The sequence below is a fragment of the Vannielia sp. genome, from assembly GCF_029212645.1.
Classification (GTDB): Bacteria; Pseudomonadota; Alphaproteobacteria; order Rhodobacterales; family Rhodobacteraceae; genus Vannielia.
The window spans coordinates 1-15162 of sequence record NZ_JARGND010000057.1 but is presented as its reverse complement, the minus strand read 5'-3'; the positions used below and the strand labels follow the sequence as shown (position 1 = coordinate 15162).

The window sequence follows — 15162 nt, the reverse complement described above, 5'->3', positions numbered from 1 at the left end:
AGGAGCAAAGAGTAGCTTAGGAAGTGCCGGAAACTGTCCAAAGATTGGGGAGTAGATCACATGCTAGACAATATGCTCGCCAGTTTGGCGTCGATTTTGTAGATGCTACATTGTTGGACCTCGCAAATCAGATATCTACACGACTGATCTTAGTCCCAGCGGTTCATGTAGCGACATATGATACAGGCGATTTTTTAAGAATGTACGGTCAAGATGGGCTCAGCTTTCATGTATACGATATGCGCGACCTATCCTCTACCAACGAGGCTTTGTAATTCGAGTTTTAGCAGGTTGCGAACGACAGGGTTTCACCTTCCATGCGAAGCTTTGACTATGCGGTCGCATCATCGGTAGAGAAACTTGCCCGCAGCCAAGGCCAAAGCTTTCACGCAAGCCTTACGCGCGCCTTGCTTTTCCGCCTTACGCGAGAACTATGCGAAATAAAAAAGCCCTCTAAGGCTCTGACCTTAAAGGGCTTATCTTGGCTCCGGCGGTAGGGATCGAACCTACGACCAATTGATTAACAGTCAACTGCTCTACCGCTGAGCTACGCCGGAACACTGGCCGGCGATATAGCAATGGGTTGGGGTGGGGTCTAGGGGGAAATGAGGGGTTTGGGAAAAAACTTTCGGAGGGTCATGCGAGCTGGAAGGTGGCGGTGGCGGAGAGGGCGGGTTTGGCGGTGGTTTCGCCTTTTTCTGTAAGGGCGATGAGGGTGGCGAGAACGTTGCGTTCGGCGGCGCGCAGCAGGGCTTTGGGGGTGTCGGTGTAGATCCGCTCCGTAAGGGTGGCTATTGTGGCCGGTCCGCTGGCCAGGGCGGTGCGGATCTGTTCGGTGCGGGCGGAGCGATGGTTGATGAGCCAGTCAAGGCGGGCTTTGGGATCCACGATCGGGTCGCCGTGGGCGGGGAAGTAGGTGGCCTCGGGGCGGGCCAGCAGGCGCTCACAGGAGGCGAGGAAGGCGGTGAGGTCACCATCGGGGGGCGACACCATGGAACTGGCCCATCCCATGACGTGATCGCCGGAGAGCAGCGCATCACCGATGGCAAAGCAGAGGTGGTTGGCGATGTGGCCGGGCGTGTGCAGCGCCTCGATCTGCCAGCCATCACCCTTGATCAGAGCGCCATCGGGGAGGCGGATATCGGGGGTGAAATCGGCCTGTACCCCTTCACCGCCGCCGATGAGGCCAGAAGCGGCGACGGCCTGCATCACCGGGCGGCGGCCGTCTTCGTGGGTGCCAAAGGCGTGGACCTTGGCACCGGTTGCCGCCGCGAGGGGCTGGGCGAGGGGAGAGTGATCCATATGGCTGTGGGTGCACAGGATATGGGTGATCTGCTGGCCGGGGGTGAGGGCGGACATGATCGCGGCGAGGTGCGGCTCGGACAGCGGACCGGGATCAACCACGGCGATGCCGCGGGTGCCGATCAGGTAGGTGTTGGTTCCCCAATAGGTCATCGGGGAGGGGTTGGGCGCGATGAGGCGGCGCAGGCCGGGAGCCAGTTCGGTGCATTCTGGCTTTCGTTCGCTCTCCATCACAACTAACCTTCCCTTATGGATTTCTCGTGGTTGAAACGTTCAATGCCCCGCGGGCTTTATGGCCGGGCGCTGCTTATTCTGCTCTTGCCGATCGTGGTTTTGCAACTGGTGATTTCGGTGGTCTTCATTCAACGGCATTTTGAGGATGTGACGCAGCAGATGACCGACTCCCTGCTGCTGGAGTTGCGCTATCTGGTGCAGAGCGTGGAGGCGGCGGGCGCGGTGGAGCCGGTGCAGCCCTTGGCGCAGGCGTTGCAGATTGATCTGGAGTTGGGCGGCGCGGCGGTGCATGGCTTTCGCCGCGCGTTTTATGACTGGTCGGGTGCGACGGTGATTGGAGAGTTGCGCCGCAATATGGGCGGTGTGGTGGCCGTGGATCTGGCCGAGGACAGCCGTCGGGTGCTGATGCAGGTTGAAACCAGCGCCGGGCCTTTGACCATTGGCTTTCAACGGCGCAAGGTTTCGGCGTCGAACCCGCATCAACTGCTGGTGTTGATGGCAGTGGTTGGGGTGTTCATGGCGCTGGTGGCCTTCATTTACCTGCGCAACCAACTGCGCCCGATCACGCGGCTGGCGGCGGCGGCAGAGGCCTATGGGCGCGGGCGGGTGGAGCCTTACAAGCCCTCGGGGGCGATTGAGGTGCGCGCGGCGGGCCATGCTTTTCTTGATATGCGAGCGAGGATCGAGCGGCAGACGGCGCAGCGCACGATGCTGCTTTCGGGGGTGAGCCATGATTTGCGCACTCCGCTCACGCGCCTCAAGCTGGGCCTGTCGATGGCCGAAGGCGATGAGGTGGCCGAGATGGAGCGCGACGTGGACGAGATGGAGGCGATGCTGGATGGCTTCCTTGATTTCGTGCGCAGCGATGCGCTGGAGGAGGCCAAGCCGGTGGACGCCGTGGCACTGGCCGAGCGGGTTGCCGAGAAGGCGCGCCGCGCGGGGGCTGTGGTGACAGTGGAGCAGGCGGGCGCGGGCGAGGTGGAGATCAAGCTGCGTGCGCTGGCGGTTGAGCGGGCGCTGGCAAACCTGCTCAACAACGCGCGCCGCTATGGCAAAAAGGCGGTGTTGCGGGTGGATCTGGGCGAGCGGATGGTGCGCTACACGGTGGAGGACGATGGGCCGGGCATTGCCGAAGAGCGGCGCGATGACGCGTTGAAGCCGTTCACCCGGTTGGATATGGCGCGCAACCAGGACAAGGGCGGCGGCGTGGGCCTGGGCCTTGCGATTGCGATGGATGTAGCGCGCGCCCATGGCGGGATGCTTCGCTTGGGCGAAAGCGAAGCCTTGGGCGGGCTGAAGGCCGAGTTGGTGCTGGGGCGCTAGGCGAACGGGCTGAGGAGGCGTGCCAGCGGGGGCCAGCCCCCGCACCCCCGGGATATTTTCAGCAAGAAAATGAGGCGGCTGGCTCAGGCGCGGGTGGCGGCGATGGCGAGGCCGGGGACGGGGCGGCGGAACTCGTTGCGCAGCGTGACCGGGGTAACATGCGCGGGCAGGGCGAAGCCTGCGGCGGTGAGGCGGTCATTGATGTAGGCGAGGCTGTGGCGGTAGCGCCCCGAAGGTGTGAGCGCCCAATCGGCGCTGTCCTTGCCGGTGCCCTCGGCGGTGAAAAAGAGCCGCCCTCCGGGTTTGAGGGCCTGCGCCATATTGGTGAGCGGGGCGGTGAGATCACCACAGTAAATCAGCACGTCCATGGCGGTGATCAGATCATAGGCCTCGGGTTCGGGCAGGGAGGCGCGGGCGAGATCGTGGGTGAAGAGTTCGTTATAAGCACCTGTTTTTACAGCCTCTTCAAGGATGCCGGGAGAGATATCAAGCCCGTCGAGGCGTTGTGCCACCGGGGTGAGGACAGGGGCTGAAAGGCCGGAGCCGCAGCCTGCATCCAGCACGCTGAGCGAAGCGCCCGGTGTGATATTGAGGGCGGCGAGACCCGCGCTTAATATCTCGGGGCCGCGATATTGTACGCCTTGCAGCGAAGCGTTGTAATGTTCGGCGGTGCGATCAAAGAAGCGGGCGATATAGCCCGGATCGGGCAGCGGCGGCGGCGCGGTGCCGGTGATGGCAGCAGCCATGAAGGCAAATTCCTTTGGGTCGTCGTGGAGCGGCTCGGCTTCGGCCACAAAACGCTTGGCGGCGTCTTGTGCGCCAAAGCTGGCCATCTGCGATGCGGCGCGCAGGCGGATATCGGTATCCGCCGGGCGGGCGGCGAACACGCGGTGCCAAACCTCCTCGGCCTCGGTGCGCAGCGCGGCTTGCAGCCGAAGATCGGCCAGCAGGAAGGCGCTTTGGCGATCGCCGGGGTTCATCTTGAGGGCGCGTTCGAGCGCGCGGGCGGCGGGGCCGGTTTTGCCCGCCTCAAAGTGCAGCGCCCCAAGCTGGGCGAATCCCTGGGCCCGGGGCGCCTTGCCTTCGCAATGCTTGCGCAGCCCGCGCAGGGCGGCGCTTTCTTGGCCGATGTCGAGCAGCATTTCCACCGCTTTGATCAACTCAATGCCGGAAATTTCAGGGAAGGAGAGGGCCTTGAGCGCCTGTGTTTTCACCGCCGCCAGATCGCCAACTTCCGCCGCCTGGGCGGCTTTCATCAAGGGGGCACGGGCGCCGGAAAGACTTTCTACCATGGGTCAACCTCTAGGCCACGGGCCGGCGGGATGCACGTGGGAACTGCCGGAAACCGGTGGGATAGGCGGAAATTGGTAGGCCCGGCAGGACTTGAACCCGCAACCAAAGCGTTATGAGCGCTCTGCTCTAACCAATTGAGCTACAGGCCCGCCGGGGGCTTGATTATGCAAGGGGCGCGGCAGCGTCAAGCGGCGCTGGCATTCCATCGCGTCATGGCGTATTGCCCGGGCGACGATGCGGGAGAGCGGCATGAGCGAGAGTAAGAACGGCCTCAGCTACGCGGATGCGGGCGTGGACATTGATGCAGGCAACGCGCTGGTGGATGAGATCAAGCCAGCGGTGAAGGCCACCAACCGGCCCGGCGTGATGGGCGGGATCGGCGGATTTGGCGGTTTGTTTGATCTGAAGGCTGCGGGGTTTGATGACCCGGTTCTGGTGGCGGCGACCGATGGGGTTGGCACCAAGCTGCGCATTGCGATTGATACCGGGATCGTGGCCGGTGTGGGCATTGATCTGGTGGCGATGTGCGTCAACGATCTGGTGTGCCAAGGCGCGGAGCCGCTGTTTTTTCTTGATTATTTCGCCACCGGCAAGCTCGACGTGGCCCATGCAACGAGCGTGGTGCAGGGCATTGCCGAGGGCTGCAAGATGGCCGGGGCCGGGCTGATTGGCGGCGAAACCGCCGAGATGCCGGGGATGTACCCGGCGGGTGACTTTGATCTGGCGGGGTTTGCGGTGGGCGCGATGGAGCGCGGCACCGCGCTGCCCGTAGGTGTGGGCGCGGGTGATGTGCTGCTGGGGCTTGGCTCTGACGGCGTGCATTCCAACGGCTACAGCCTTGTGCGCAAGGTGGTGGAGCGGGCCGGGCTTGGCTGGCAGGATGACGCGCCCTTTGGTGGTGGCCCGTTGGGCGAGGCGCTGCTGACGCCAACGCGGATTTATGTGAAACCGGTGCTGGAGGCGATCCGCGCCGGGGGCGTGCATGGCATGGCTCATATCACCGGCGGTGGCCTTACCGAGAACCTGCCACGGGTGTTCCCCGAGGGTTTGGGCTGTGAGGTGGACCTTGGTGCATGGGAGTTGCCGGGCGTGTTTCGCTGGCTGGCCGAAACCGGGGGCTTGAGCGAGCCGGAACTGCTGAAAACCTTCAACGCCGGGCTTGGCATGGTGCTGGTTGTGGCCGAAGATCGCGCAGAGGCGCTTGCCAGCGTGCTGGAGGCCGCCGGAGAGCGGGTGGCGCGGATTGGCCGGGTGACGGCGGGCGAGGGGGTTTCCTACACGGGCGCATTGCTTTGAGCCGAGCCTGCGCCATTTTGATCTCGGGCGGCGGCTCCAACATGGTGAAGCTGGTGCAGAGCATGGGGGAGGCCGGGCACCCGGCGCGCCCGGTGCTGGTAATGTCAAACGACCCGGAAGCGGGCGGGCTGAAGCGGGCTGCCGAGATGGGGGTGGAAACCTTCGCCGTGGATCACCGCCCGTTTGGCAAGGATCGCGAGGCCTTTGAGGCCAAGCTCTTGGAAAAGCTGGAAGACGTTGGCGCTGATCTAGTGTGCCTAGCGGGCTTCATGCGGGTGCTGACGCCGCATTTTGTGCGCCCGTGGGAGGGGCGGATGCTCAATATCCACCCCTCGCTTTTGCCCAAATACCGAGGCTTGCACACCCATGCCCGCGCGCTGGAGGCGGGCGACAGCGAGGCGGGCTGCACGGTGCATGAGGTGACGGCGGAGCTGGATGACGGCCCGATCCGGGGGCAGGCAAGGGTGGCGATTGAACCCGGTGAAACCCCCGAAAGCCTTGCCGCAAAGGTGCTGGTGCAGGAGCATCGCCTCTATCCGGCGGTGCTGCGGCGCTTTGCAGGCGGTGAGCTGGCGCCGGTGACCTTGCCCTAGGGAGGGCAGGGCTTGCGGCATGTGGCCTTTCCTTTGGGTGGTTTTGCCCCTAAAAGCGGACTCCAGCGGATAGATAATCGGCGCCCGAGGCGCTGCAAAAAAGAGAGCACCGCCCTACGATGCGCACCATTCTAACCACCGAAGAGCTGGCCGAGTTCTGCAAGGCCGCCGAGGCTGGCCCCTATATCACCGTCGACACGGAATTTTTGCGTGAGCGGACCTATTACTCAAAGCTGTGCCTGATCCAGATCGCCCTTCCCGGCGATGGCGAGGCGGTTTTGGTTGACCCGATCAAGGGCGCCGAGATGAGCATGGAGCCGCTCTATGAGCTGTTTCGCAACCGCGATGTGGTGAAGGTGTTTCATGCGGCGCGGCAGGATCTTGAAATCTTTTTCGTGGAGGGCGGGGTGATCCCCGATCCGCTGTTTGACACGCAGGTTGCCGCGATGGTGTGCGGCTTTGGCGAGCAGGTGGGCTATGAAACGCTGGTGCGCCGGATTGCCAAGGAAAAGGTCGACAAGACCTCGCGCTTTACCGATTGGTCGCGCCGCCCGCTGACCGATGCGCAGATGGAATATGCGCTGGCCGATGTGACGCATCTGCGGGTGGTTTATGAGTTTCTCGCCGCCGAGTTGGAAAAGACCGGGCGGCATGGATGGGTGGAGGAGGAACTGGGCGTTCTGACCAACCCGGAGACCTATATCGTGCATCCCGCAGAGGCCTGGAAGCGGGTGAAAACCCGCACCAGCTCGGGGCGGTTCCTGGCGATTGTGCGGGAGTTGGCGCGGTTTCGGGAAGGCTATGCACAATCAAAGAATGTGCCGCGAAACCGGGTATTCAAAGATGATGCATTGCTTGAACTTGCCTCAACAAAGCCCCGGAATGAAAAGGATCTATCCCGGTCGCGCCTGCTGTTGAGAGAAGCGCGGCGGGGCGAGATTGCCGAAGGGATTATGAAGGCTGTGGAGCTTGGGCTTGAGGCCGATCCAGAGACTTTCCCCGAGGTGGACCGCCGCCGCGAAAAGCTACAGGTGAACCCCGCTCTGGCCGATTTGCTGCGGGTGCTGCTGAAGGCCAAGGGCGAGCGGTTTAACGTGGCGCAACGGCTGATTGCCAGTGCCGCCGAGTTGGATGAGATCGCCGCAGGCGAGCGGGATCTGCCCTCGATGCGGGGTTGGCGGCGTGAGGTCTTTGGCGAGGACGCGATGAAGCTTTGCGAAGGCAAGGTGGCGCTGGGCCTCAAGGGCGAAAACGTTGAGATTGTCGCGCTTTAAGCCGCTGGTTGGCGCTTAGGAAACGCGCGGGCGTGGCAGCACTCCCGCCCGCCCACGCCGCGCCGCCACGCCCGCGCATTGGCAGGCGGCGGCGCGAAAAAGGCTAGCGGCGCAGGGTGCGCTGGTTGCCGGTGCCGCGCACGGTGATGCGGCTCACGCCTTGCAGTTTTACATCCGAGATATAATGGCCAACCGTCACTTCACGGGTGCGCGGAGCGCCTTGCAGTTGAAAATCTGCCGGTTGGGCGATGCGGAACTCATAGATGAGGCTGCCGTTTTCGGGGGCTTCATCAGGGTTGGTCGAGACCAGCTCGGCATCCCAGTAGCCTTGGGTCGGGGGCAGGCCGACCACGGTGAGGATGGCGCCACCGGGGATTTTTTCGATCCGCATCTCGGCGACTTGGGCGACCAGCGGGCGCGGGTCTGCCGGGGCTTCATAGGTTTCGGTTTGCACCTGCTCGGAGCGCGAATTGCCAAACCAGTTGAATGGGTTGAGGCGGCTTTCGCGCATCGAGCCGCAGCCCGAGAGCGCCAGCGCCAATGCCGTCGCGGCCAAAAGCGGTGTTTTCATATCTGCCCCCTCGCTGCTCTTCCCTCTCCCATAGCGCGGTGGCGGGGCTTTGAAAAGCCCGAGGGGCTGGACCTTGGCCAATGGAGGGCCTAGCTCTGGGCGAAAAGGAGCATTTGTCATGGCGCAGGACGCATTTGAAGAGCTGGTCGAGACCTTTGAGTTCCTGGACGACTGGGAAGATCGATATCGCCATGTGATCGACATGGGTAAGGGCCTGCCGCAGTTGCCGGAGGGCCAGAAGTTGCCAGCCACCAAGGTGGATGGCTGTGCGAGCCAGGTGTGGCTGGTCCCCGAGGTTGAGGGCGCGGGGCCGCAGGCGGTGCTGCGTTTTGAGGGCGACAGTGACGCGATGATCGTCAAGGGGCTGATCGCCGTGTTGCGCACGCTTTACAACGGGTTGACGGTGGCCGAGGTGCGCGCCGTGGATGCCGCCGCCGAGCTGGCGCGGCTGGGTTTGGATGAGCATTTGAGCTCGCAACGTTCCAACGGGTTGCGGGCGATGGTGGCGCGGATTGGCCAGGTGGCAGAGCGCGCGGAACTGGCAGGATAGGGAGGCCCGGTGATGAGAGCTTTGATCGTGGAGAAGGACGACGAGGGCAAAACCTCGGCGTCGGTTCAGCAGATTGACGAGTCGGCCCTGCCGGAGGCCGAGGTGACGGTTGCGGTGGAATACTCGACCTTGAACTACAAGGACGGGCTATGCCTTGGCCCGGGTGGCGGCCTCGTGCGCAAGTACCCGCATGTGCCGGGCATTGATTTTGCCGGGACGGTCGAGGCCAGCGATGACGCGCGCTACAAGCCCGGTGACAAGGTTGTGCTTACCGGCTGGCGCGTGGGCGAGGCCCATTGGGGCGGCTATGCCGAAAAGGCGCGGGTCAAGGCCGATTGGCTGGTGCCGCTGCCCGAGGGCCTTGGCACCCGCGAGGCGATGGCGGTGGGCACGGCCGGCTTTACCGCGATGCTGGCGGTGATGGCGCTGGAGCGCCACGGGTTGAAGCCGGGGCAGGGGCCGGTGCTGGTAACCGGCGCGTCGGGCGGTGTGGGCTCGGTTGCCGTGGCGCTGCTGGCGGCGTTGGGACACGAGGTGGCGGGCGTCACCGGGCGGCCTGAGCAGGCGGATTACCTGAAGGATCTGGGCGCAACACAGATCGTGCCCCGTGAAGACCTTGCCGAAACCGTGAAGCGCCCGCTGGAAAGCGAAACCTGGGCGGGCTGCGTGGATGCGGTGGGCGGCGCGATGCTGGCCCGCGTGCTGGGCCAGATGAAATATGGCGCAAGTGTTGCCGCCGTGGGCCTTGCGGGCGGCGCGGCGCTGCCTGCAACGGTGGTGCCTTTCCTGCTGCGCGGGGTGAACCTGCTTGGCATCGATTCGGTGTTGCAGCCCTACGGCGCGCGCCTTGAGGCCTGGAAACGGATCGCCAAGGACCTGCCGATGGAAAAACTTTCGGCCATGGTGCGCCCGGCGGTGCTGGAAGACCTGCCCCAGCTTGGCGCGGACATCCTTGAAGGCAAGGTGCGCGGGCGTGTTGTGGTGGATGTGAACGGCTAAGCCAGAGCGCCTGATCGGCCCGTTGCGACCAGTGGCGGATGGGTTGGAAACGCCACAAAACGGCCCGTTTGCGACATTTCCCTGTCGCTAACGGGCCACGCACTGCCGCTATCGCATTTCCATTTTGGCAATCGCGGTCTACCATGCCCTTCTGAGCCGCCCAAAAATTGGGCATTGCCCCGGATGCGCCGCAGAGCGCGCCGGGGCCTCGCGAGGGAGCCTACAATGTATTCACGGATCATGGTGCCGGTTGATCTGGCACATAAAGACAGCCTTTCCAAAGCGGTTGATACCGCCTCGGCGCTGGCCGCGCTGTGGGGGGCTGAACTGGTGTTGGTGGGGGTCGCGGCAAATACGCCCGGCTCCATCGCACATACCCCGGAAGAGTTTCGCGCAAAGCTGAAGGCCTATGCGGATGAGCAGGGTGCGGCGCATGGGATCAACGCGCAGGGCAAGGCGGTGATCAGCCATGACCCGGCGACCGACCTTGACCCGAGTCTTTTGAAAACCGCCGACGAGATGGGGGCCGATCTGATCGTGATGGCCACCCATCTGCCCAACCTCAGCGATTATATCTGGCCGTCAAACGGCGGTACGGTGGCCGGGCGGGCGAAGGCCTCGGTGATGCTGGTGCGGCCATGAGCCGAACGGCGCAAGCACGACGCGACCAATGCGAACAGGGAGCAAAACCATGAGCGACACATCACAGGATCAGGGGATACCGGCGCCCGAGGGCGCGGCGCATCTGATCGACACGGAATATGAGATTGGCCAGGACAATATTGACGGCGAAGTTGGCCCCTTCGGCTTTGACATCCACAACCCGGTGTTCCTGATTTCAGGGCTGAGCATTGTGGCTTTCGTCTTTTACACGCTGGCGTTGCCGGAGCAGTCCGGCGCGTTGTTTACCTGGCTGTTTGGCGCTGTCACCAAGGGGTTTGACTGGTTCTTCCTCGGGGCCGCCAACATCTTTGTGCTGTTCTGCTTGATGCTGATTGTCACGCCCCTGGGCAGTGTGCGGCTGGGCGGTGACGAGGCGACGCCGGATTACAGCTATATCGGCTGGTTTGCGATGCTGTTTGCAGCCGGAATGGGGATTGGCCTCATGTTTTACGGGGTGTCCGAGCCGATGAGCCACTTCAGCTCCTCCATTGGCGGCATCGCGCAAGAGAATGGGGTGCGCACCGATTGGGCCCCGCTTGGCGGGGCGGCCGGGGATGAGCAGGCGGCAGCGCGGCTGGGCATGGCGGCGACGATCTTTCACTGGGGTCTGCACCCTTGGGCGATTTATGCGGTTGTGGCGCTGGCGCTGGCTTTGTTCAGCTACAACAAAGGCTTGCCGCTGACGATCCGCTCGGCCTTTTACCCGATCCTTGGAGAGCGGGTGTGGGGCTGGCCGGGCCATGTGATTGATACACTGGCGGTGTTTGCCACGCTGTTCGGCCTTGCCACCTCGCTCGGGTTTGGGGCGACGCAGGCGGCCTCGGGGTTGACCTACCTTTATGGCTCGGACGTGGCCGAAGAAGGCACGCGGGCCTTCCTTGGGATGCCGTTCAGCAACACCGTGGAAAGCGGCACCGAGAACTCCAGCACGCTGCTGGTGCTGCTCATCTCCGCGATCACCGCGATTGCGCTGGTTTCGGTGGTGCGCGGGCTTGATGGCGGCGTGAAGGTGCTGTCAGAGATCAACATGGGGCTGGCCTTCCTGCTGCTGGCCTTTGTGCTGATCGTCGGGCCAACGCTGGCGATTATCACCGGCTTTTTCGATTACCTCTGGGCCTATGTGGTGAACCTGCCGGCGCTGTCCAACCCGGCCACGCAAACCATTGCCGGCGAGGGCGGGCGCGGTGACGTGAACTTCATCCAGGGCTGGACAAGCTTTTACTGGGCGTGGTGGATCTCTTGGTCACCCTTCGTGGGCATGTTCATCGCGCGGGTTTCGCGGGGCCGCACGGTGCGGGAGTTCGTGGTTTGCGTGCTGCTGATCCCGAGCCTTGTGTGCGTGCTCTGGATGAGCGTTTTCGGCGGCGCGGCGATCCAGCAGGTGGTGATGGACGGCTACACCGCCGCACAGGACGCGGCCTTGCCCTTGCAGTTGTTCGAGATGTTGGCGGCGCTTCCGCTGGCGCAGATCACCTCGTTGGTGGGGATCGTTCTGGTCATCGTGTTCTTTGTGACCTCCTCGGACTCCGGCAGCCTCGTGATTGATACCATCACGGCGGGCGGCAAGGTGGATGCACCGGTGCCGCAGAGGGTGTTCTGGTGCATCTTCGAGGGTGCGGTGGCGATTGTGCTGTTGATGTCGGCCAGCGGGCTGAAGAGCCTGCAATCCATGGTGATCTCAACCGGGCTGCCCTTTACCATTGTGCTATTGCTGATGTGCTGGGCGATCTACCGGGGCCTGCGCTCAGAGCGCAAAGCCTGAAGGGCTTGATATGGCCTTCTCCCCGCCCGGTGCGATCCGGGCGGGGCGTTTGGCGCAACAGGCGCGGCGCCTAATTTCCAAGCAATTTCCGCAGCTTTGCGCTTTTCTCCCACGGGTTGATAAAATTTATGCCGCTTCGTGCTTAAGGCTGGGCTAGGCTCAACCCATAGGAACCTGAAACGCGAACAAGCCGGGGGCACAGATGGGATTTTTGGATAGCATTTTCGCCGTAATCAACGACCTGACATGGGGCTGGGCCTTGGTGCCTTTCCTTGTGGTGTTGGGCTGTTTCTTCACCATTGCCAGCGGCTTTGTGCAGATCCGCTTCTTCAAGCGGATGTTTGGCGTACTGGTGGGCAGTGATGAAGACAGTGATCCCAACAAGATCAGCGCGCGCGAGGCGCTGTTCGTTTCGGTTGGGGGCCGGGTTGGCGGCGGCAACATTGCCGGTGTTGCGGTGGCGATCACCGCAGGCGGGCCGGGGGCCGTGTTCTGGATGTGGGCGATTGCGCTGGTGGGCATGTGCTCGGCGCTGATCGAGGCCACGCTGGCGCAGCTTTACAAACGCACCGAACCGGATGGCAACTATCGCGGTGGCCCGGCGCGGGCGATCATCCACGGGCTGGGCGAGCATTATCGCTGGCTCGCGGTGATATACGCGGTCTGCCTGATTGCCTCCTTTGCCATTGGGTTTAACGCCTTTCAGGGCAACACGGTGGCGGGGGCTGCGCTGGACAGCATGGCCATTCCGCGGGTGGCCACGGGGGTGGTGCTGGCGGTTGCCACGGGCTTCATCGTTTATGGCGGCATCCACCGGATCGCCAAGGCGGCGGATGTGATCATCCCGATCATGGCCTTCATGTATATCGGCCTCGCACTGGTGATCATTGTAATCAACATCACCAGCCTGCCCGGCGTTTTGGTCGACATCTTCGCCAATGCCTTTGGCTTTCGTGAGGCGGTGGCAGGCGGCATGGGCGCGGCAATTGCCCAAGGCTTGCGGCGCGGGTTGTTTTCCAACGAGGCGGGGCTGGGCTCGGCGCCCAACGTGGCGGCAACAGCCTATGTGAAGCACCCGGTGAGCCAGGGCATCACCCAAAGCTTTTCGGTGTTCATCGACACCATGATCATCTGTTCCTGCACGGCCTTCGTGATCCTGCTTGGAGATGTCTATGTGGCCGGGGCCGAGGCGGTTGACGGGGTGGCGCTGACCCAGCAGAGCATGGTGAACCATGTTGGCGAATGGGTGCAGTATTACCTGACGGTGGCGATCCTGCTCTTCAGCTTTTCGTCGATCATGTACAACTATTACCTTGGCGAGAACGCGCTGAGCTTTCTCACCCCCAACCCGATGGCGCTGCATGTGTTGCGCATCGCGATTGTTGGCATCGTCTTTTTGGGCGCGGTGGCACCGGGGGCGACGGCGGTGTTCTCCTTCTCGGACCCGATGATGGGGATTTTGGCGGTGGTGAACCTGCTGGCGCTGATGATGCTGTTCCCGGTGGCGCTGCGGATCATCCGCGATTTCCGCGCGCAACTAGCAGCCGGCGTGCGGAAGCCGGTGTTTGATCCAAAGCAGTTCCCCGATCTGGATACAGATCCAACCGCATGGCCGGATGCCAAGTAACCGGGTGACGGTTTGGCAAAGGCCCCGTCCGGTGACCGCCGGGCGGGGTTTTCCTTTGGGCGCGGTGCCCTAGCTTGGGGCGAAAGGAGTGCCCATGACCCACCCCACGATCCTATGGCATCGCCGTGATTTGCGGCTCTCGGACCTGCCAATGCTCACGGCGGCGCGTGAAAACGGCGCGGTGATCCCGGTATTTATCCGCGAGCGCAAGGTTGATGCGCTGGGCACGGCGGCGGCCTGGCGGATGGGCCTTTCGGTAGCGGCGCATGGCAAGGCGCTGGAGGAGATCGGCTCACGTCTGATCCTGCGCTCGGGCAACGCGCTGGAGGTGCTGTGCGAGCTGATCCGGGAAACCGGGGCAGGGGCGGTTTACTGGAGCCGTGAGTATGACCCGGTAAGCCGGGAGCGTGACAGCGAGGTCAAGGCGGCGCTGCGTGACGAGGGGATCGAGGCGCGCAGTTTCCCCGGCAAACTGCTGTGGGAGCCCTGGCAGGTGAAGACCCAATCGGGCGAACCTTACAAGGTGTATTCCCCGATGTGGAAATCCATGAAGGACACATCGCCGGGCGAGGAATGCCCGCGCCCGCGCAGTTTAAACGCGCCCGTAAGCTGGCCCGAAAGCGAGGCGCTGGGCGATTGGGCGCTTGGCGCGGCCATGGATCGCGGCGCGGCGGTGGTGAAGCCCTATGCGGTGGTGGGTGAAAAGGCGGCGCACGCCCGGCTGGCCACATTCGCGCGTGAACGGGTGGACGATTACAAGGCCGCCCGCGATATGCTGGCGCAAGCGGCGACCTCGGGGTTGAGCGAAAATCTCACCTATGGCGAAATTTCCCCGCGCCAGTGCTGGAACGCGGTGCCAGACAGCGGCGAGGGGGCGGTGCATTTTCGTAAAGAGCTGGCATGGCGCGAATTTGCCTGGCAGCTTGGCTATCACTTCCCCCGTATTTTCGAGAGCGAGTGGCGCGAGGAATGGGCGGCCTTCCCGTGGAAATCAGACGCGCGAGCGGCAGAGATCTGGGCCTGGAAAAAGGGCTGCACCGGGCTTGATGTGGTGGATGCGGCGATGCGCGAGCTTTACGTGACCGGCACCATGCACAACCGCGCCCGGATGCTGGTGGCCTCTTACCTCACCAAACACATGATGACCGATTGGCGCATCGGGATGGCGTGGTTTGCCGACACGCTGATTGATTGGGACGAGGCCAGTAACGCGATGGGCTGGCAATGGGTGGCGGGCTGTGGCCCGGATGCGGCGCCTTACTTCCGGGTGTTCAACCCCGAAACCCAGGCCGACAAGTTTGACCCCAAAGCCAGCTATCGCTGCCGCTGGCTACCGCAAGGCGATAGTCCAAGCGACACCGCCCTCAGCTACTATGAGGCGATCCCGCGCCACTGGGGGCTTGAGCCGGGGCAAGACCGCCCCGCAAAGCCGATCGTTGGTCTGCAAGAGGGCCGCGAGGCGGCGCTGACGGCCTATCAGGACCGCGCCTTCTGAGCGGATTTCCAGGGCGGCGACATTCCTCGCCTTGGGGAAACGGCCACATAAGAGCTCCTTAATAGACCGAGCGCTCGCCTTTGACGTGACGCAGCCCTTCGCACGGTGCACAGCGAATGACTGCAAAGAGCTCAAATCCACCGATGCTGCGGCGCTTGCTTTGGGCTGCTTCGGTGTTCC

The 15162-nt window shown here is 63.3% G+C and carries 13 protein-coding genes and 2 tRNA genes; 10 read left to right on the top strand and 5 right to left on the bottom strand.

Annotation, left to right across the window (positions count from 1 at the left end):
- Window positions 1-482: 482 nt before the first annotated feature.
- Both P1U55_RS14185 and P1U55_RS14180 read right to left on the bottom strand, forming a co-directional pair.
- Window positions 483-557: transfer RNA gene (locus P1U55_RS14185), tRNA-Asn, on the bottom strand.
- Between the two features lie 79 nt (window positions 558-636).
- Complete coding sequence (locus tag P1U55_RS14180; protein WP_301048275.1) at window positions 637-1533, bottom strand: MBL fold metallo-hydrolase; 897 nt, start codon at window positions 1531-1533, stop codon at window positions 637-639.
- Window positions 1534-1578: 45 nt separating this feature from the next.
- Here P1U55_RS14180 and P1U55_RS14175 point away from each other — a divergent pair, with 45 nt between their 5' ends.
- Window positions 1579-2859, top strand: a complete 1281-nt coding sequence (locus tag P1U55_RS14175; protein ID WP_301048274.1) for an ATP-binding protein — start codon at window positions 1579-1581, stop codon at window positions 2857-2859.
- An 83-nt stretch (window positions 2860-2942) separates the two neighbouring features.
- Here P1U55_RS14175 and P1U55_RS14170 read toward each other — a convergent pair whose 3' ends face one another.
- Window positions 2943-4151 (bottom strand): methyltransferase domain-containing protein, encoded by a 1209-nt coding sequence (locus P1U55_RS14170; RefSeq protein WP_301048273.1) that lies wholly within the window; start codon window positions 4149-4151, stop codon window positions 2943-2945.
- 73 nt (window positions 4152-4224) lie between these two features.
- Window positions 4225-4301, bottom strand: a tRNA-Ile gene (locus P1U55_RS14165).
- Window positions 4302-4401: 100 nt separating this feature from the next.
- Between P1U55_RS14165 and purM the strand changes: the two genes are divergently transcribed.
- The 3 genes from purM (at window position 4402) to rnd (ending at window position 7315) form a co-directional block, all read left to right on the top strand.
- Entirely contained in the window at window positions 4402-5448 is a 1047-nt protein-coding gene (gene purM / locus P1U55_RS14160) for a phosphoribosylformylglycinamidine cyclo-ligase (RefSeq protein WP_301048272.1), read from the top strand.
- Window positions 5445-6041, top strand: a complete 597-nt coding sequence (gene purN, locus P1U55_RS14155) for a phosphoribosylglycinamide formyltransferase (RefSeq protein WP_301048270.1) — start codon at window positions 5445-5447, stop codon at window positions 6039-6041. The genes purM and purN overlap by 4 nt, the downstream gene beginning before the upstream one ends.
- 119 nt (window positions 6042-6160) lie before the next feature.
- On the top strand, window positions 6161-7315 hold the full coding sequence (gene rnd / locus P1U55_RS14150; RefSeq protein WP_301048269.1) for a ribonuclease D: 1155 nt from the start codon (window positions 6161-6163) through the stop codon (window positions 7313-7315).
- A gap of 103 nt (window positions 7316-7418) precedes the next feature.
- Here rnd and P1U55_RS14145 read toward each other — a convergent pair whose 3' ends face one another.
- Window positions 7419-7886, bottom strand: a complete 468-nt coding sequence (locus tag P1U55_RS14145) for a hypothetical protein (RefSeq protein WP_301048268.1) — start codon at window positions 7884-7886, stop codon at window positions 7419-7421.
- 118 nt (window positions 7887-8004) lie between these two features.
- On the opposite strand from P1U55_RS14145, the gene P1U55_RS14140 reads away from it, so the two are divergent.
- The 6 genes from P1U55_RS14140 (at window position 8005) to P1U55_RS14115 (ending at window position 14982) form a co-directional block, all read left to right on the top strand.
- Window positions 8005-8436 carry a SufE family protein gene (locus tag P1U55_RS14140; RefSeq protein WP_301048267.1) on the top strand — a complete coding sequence of 144 codons (432 nt, stop codon included), beginning with the start codon at window positions 8005-8007 and terminating at the stop codon, window positions 8434-8436.
- Window positions 8437-8445: 9 nt separating this feature from the next.
- Window positions 8446-9435 carry an acryloyl-CoA reductase gene (gene acuI / locus P1U55_RS14135; RefSeq protein ID WP_301048266.1) on the top strand — a complete coding sequence of 330 codons (990 nt, stop codon included), beginning with the start codon at window positions 8446-8448 and terminating at the stop codon, window positions 9433-9435.
- 225 nt (window positions 9436-9660) lie between these two features.
- Window positions 9661-10077 carry a universal stress protein gene (locus P1U55_RS14130; RefSeq protein WP_301048265.1) on the top strand — a complete coding sequence of 139 codons (417 nt, stop codon included), beginning with the start codon at window positions 9661-9663 and terminating at the stop codon, window positions 10075-10077.
- A gap of 49 nt (window positions 10078-10126) precedes the next feature.
- Window positions 10127-11860 (top strand): BCCT family transporter, encoded by a 1734-nt coding sequence (locus P1U55_RS14125; RefSeq protein ID WP_301048264.1) that lies wholly within the window; start codon window positions 10127-10129, stop codon window positions 11858-11860.
- A 202-nt stretch (window positions 11861-12062) separates the two neighbouring features.
- Window positions 12063-13487: a sodium:alanine symporter family protein gene (locus P1U55_RS14120; protein WP_301048263.1), complete on the top strand. Its 1425-nt coding sequence runs from the start codon at window positions 12063-12065 to the stop codon at window positions 13485-13487.
- Between the two features lie 94 nt (window positions 13488-13581).
- Window positions 13582-14982: a deoxyribodipyrimidine photo-lyase gene (locus tag P1U55_RS14115; RefSeq protein ID WP_301048262.1), complete on the top strand. Its 1401-nt coding sequence runs from the start codon at window positions 13582-13584 to the stop codon at window positions 14980-14982.
- The last annotated feature ends 180 nt before the right edge of the window (window positions 14983-15162 follow it).

What these genes read in the sequence shown, in the direction of transcription:
- P1U55_RS14180 (WP_301048275.1), bottom strand. Translation starts at nt 1,533, where the DNA reads ATGGAGAGCGAACGAAAGCCAGAATGCACCGAACTGGCTCCCGGCCTG.
- P1U55_RS14175 (WP_301048274.1), top strand. Translation starts at nt 1,579, where the DNA reads ATGCCCCGCGGGCTTTATGGCCGGGCGCTGCTTATTCTGCTCTTGCCG.
- P1U55_RS14170 (WP_301048273.1), bottom strand. Translation starts at nt 4,151, where the DNA reads ATGGTAGAAAGTCTTTCCGGCGCCCGTGCCCCCTTGATGAAAGCCGCC.
- purM (WP_301048272.1), top strand. Translation starts at nt 4,402, where the DNA reads ATGAGCGAGAGTAAGAACGGCCTCAGCTACGCGGATGCGGGCGTGGAC.
- rnd (WP_301048269.1), top strand. Translation starts at nt 6,161, where the DNA reads ATGCGCACCATTCTAACCACCGAAGAGCTGGCCGAGTTCTGCAAGGCC.
- P1U55_RS14145 (WP_301048268.1), bottom strand. Translation starts at nt 7,886, where the DNA reads ATGAAAACACCGCTTTTGGCCGCGACGGCATTGGCGCTGGCGCTCTCG.
- P1U55_RS14140 (WP_301048267.1), top strand. Translation starts at nt 8,005, where the DNA reads ATGGCGCAGGACGCATTTGAAGAGCTGGTCGAGACCTTTGAGTTCCTG.
- P1U55_RS14130 (WP_301048265.1), top strand. Translation starts at nt 9,661, where the DNA reads ATGTATTCACGGATCATGGTGCCGGTTGATCTGGCACATAAAGACAGC.
- P1U55_RS14125 (WP_301048264.1), top strand. Translation starts at nt 10,127, where the DNA reads ATGAGCGACACATCACAGGATCAGGGGATACCGGCGCCCGAGGGCGCG.
- P1U55_RS14120 (WP_301048263.1), top strand. Translation starts at nt 12,063, where the DNA reads ATGGGATTTTTGGATAGCATTTTCGCCGTAATCAACGACCTGACATGG.
- P1U55_RS14115 (WP_301048262.1), top strand. Translation starts at nt 13,582, where the DNA reads ATGACCCACCCCACGATCCTATGGCATCGCCGTGATTTGCGGCTCTCG.